This is a genomic window from Intrasporangium sp. (genome assembly GCF_032907665.1).
GTDB lineage: Bacteria > Actinomycetota > Actinomycetes > Actinomycetales > Dermatophilaceae > Intrasporangium.
This window is the reverse complement of record NZ_JAJJPG010000011.1, coordinates 1-1,834: the sequence shown is the minus strand read 5'-3', so window position 1 is coordinate 1,834 and position 1,834 is coordinate 1. Positions and strand designations below refer to the sequence as shown.

The following is a 1,834-nucleotide window of genomic DNA, read 5'->3' as shown; positions in this document are numbered from 1 at the left end:
GTCACCCGTCCGGACCCGACGCTCGAGGAGCGGGTCCGGTCCGCGATGCCCGACCCCTCAGACGTGGACTTCGTCGTGGCCGAGCACTCCTACGCCGAGAAGGCAGCCCTGGCCGAGCAGATCCGCGCGGACTCCAGCGCGCTCGAGAGGGAGGGCATCCTCGTCACCTCGGTCACCCTGGACCACCGCGCGGACCGGGTCGCCGTCGCCGCCGTCGGGTCCGAGGCGCAGGCCAGGCTGACCGAGCGCTACGGCGCCGACTGGATCACCGTGACCGTCCTCGAGCGAGGACCGGGCGGCTGAGCGCGAGCCGGCCCAGCGGCATACGGCACGGCGTTCGAAGCACCTACGATCGGCTCCATGGAGGCACCCACTCCACCCCAGGCACCGATGAGCCCCCAGGACGCCCTGCGTCGTGTCGGGTTCCTCCTCGAGCGCGCGCGGGAGAGCCCCTACCGGGTCGCGGCCTTCCGGCGGGCGGCCGAGGCGATCCGGCTCGTCCCCGAGGAGGAGCTGCACGAGCGGGTCCGCTCCGGAACCCTCAAGCAGATCAAGGGCATCGGCGACTCGAGCGCGGCGATCATCGGTCAGGCCGTGCGGGGCGTCATGCCGGCCTACCTCGCCAGCCTCGAGGAGCAACACGGCGCACCGGCCAGCTGGGAGGGCAACGGGCTCTACACCGCGCTCGCCGGCGACCTCCACGTCCACTCCGACTGGAGTGACGGCGGCAGCCCCATCGAGGAGATGGTCCTCACGGCCGTCGAGCTCGGCCAGGACTGGATGGCGCTCACGGACCACTCCCCCCGCCTCACGATCGCCAACGGCCTCTCGCGCGAGCGCCTCACCAAGCAGCTCGCGCGCGTGGACGCGATCAACGCCTCTCTCGGCGGGTCCTTCAGCCTGCTCAAGGGGATCGAGGTCGACATCAACCTCGACGGGACACTCGACCAGGACCCCGACATGCTCGAGCGGCTCGACGTCGTCACGGCATCGGTGCACTCCAAGCTGCGCCAACCCTCCTATGAGATGACGCCGAGAATGCTCGCGGCCGTGCGCAATCCGCACACGAACGTGCTCGGCCACTGCACGGGCCGGCTCGTGACCGGCGGGCGGGGGAAGCGGCCGCAGTCGCAGTTCGACGCCGAGAAGGTCTTCCGGGCGTGCGTCGAGAACGACGTCGCCGTCGAGATCAACTCCCGACCGGAGCGGCAGGACCCACCCGACGAGCTCATCGAGCTGGCCCGCGACCTCGGCTGCCTCTTCGCCATCAACTCTGACGCCCATGCACCGGGACAGCTCGACCTGAAGCTGCTCGGTTGTGAGCGCGCCGAGCGGCTCGGCATCCCCGCCGAACGCATCATCACGACGTGGTCGGCCTCGGACATCGTGGCCTGGGCCAAGGGCTGAACGCGGCGGCGCTTGCCCCGGCAGGCGATTTGGTGGGGCGCAGAAACTCCCCTATAGTTTCGACGTCCCAAACGGATCAGGTCGGGATGCGTCCCCATCGTCTAGCGGCCTAGGACTCCGCCCTTTCACGGCGGCAGCACGGGTTCGAATCCCGTTGGGGATACGCACGACAAGTCCATAGCAAGGCCCCGTAGCGCAGTTGGTTAGCGCGCCGCCCTGTCACGGCGGAGGTCGCCGGTTCGAGCCCGGTCGGGGTCGCCCAGATGAGAGGCGCCGTTCCACAGGGAGCGGCGCCTTCGTCGTCGGCGCGCTCGGGTGACGGCACCGGGGCCGTATGCCGCTGAGTCGGTCTCGCACGCCCGCACCGTCCCAGCCCTCCCGCCCTCGTCGCCTCCCGCCATCGACCAGACCCGGCCGCCACAACTTC

Annotated in this window: 2 protein-coding genes and 2 tRNA genes; all 4 read left to right on the top strand. The window is 70.5% G+C overall.

Features of this window, described 5'->3' with window-relative positions:
* On the top strand, window positions 1-303 hold a 303-nt coding region (locus LOY02_RS03280; protein ID WP_317180899.1), incomplete at its 5' end, for a hypothetical protein.
* A gap of 57 nt (window positions 304-360) precedes the next feature.
* Window positions 361-1,407: a PHP domain-containing protein gene (locus LOY02_RS03275; RefSeq protein ID WP_317180898.1), complete on the top strand. Its 1,047-nt coding sequence runs from the start codon at window positions 361-363 to the stop codon at window positions 1,405-1,407.
* 90 nt (window positions 1,408-1,497) lie between these two features.
* Window positions 1,498-1,570: transfer RNA gene (locus LOY02_RS03270), tRNA-Glu, on the top strand.
* 21 nt (window positions 1,571-1,591) lie between these two features.
* Window positions 1,592-1,665 (top strand) — tRNA-Asp (locus tag LOY02_RS03265).
* The last annotated feature ends 169 nt before the right edge of the window (window positions 1,666-1,834 follow it).

Bases quoted from the DNA above. Each gene is read 5' to 3' on its own strand.
- LOY02_RS03275 (WP_317180898.1), top strand. From the start codon at position 361: ATGGAGGCACCCACTCCACCCCAGGCACCGATGAGCCCCCAGGACGCC.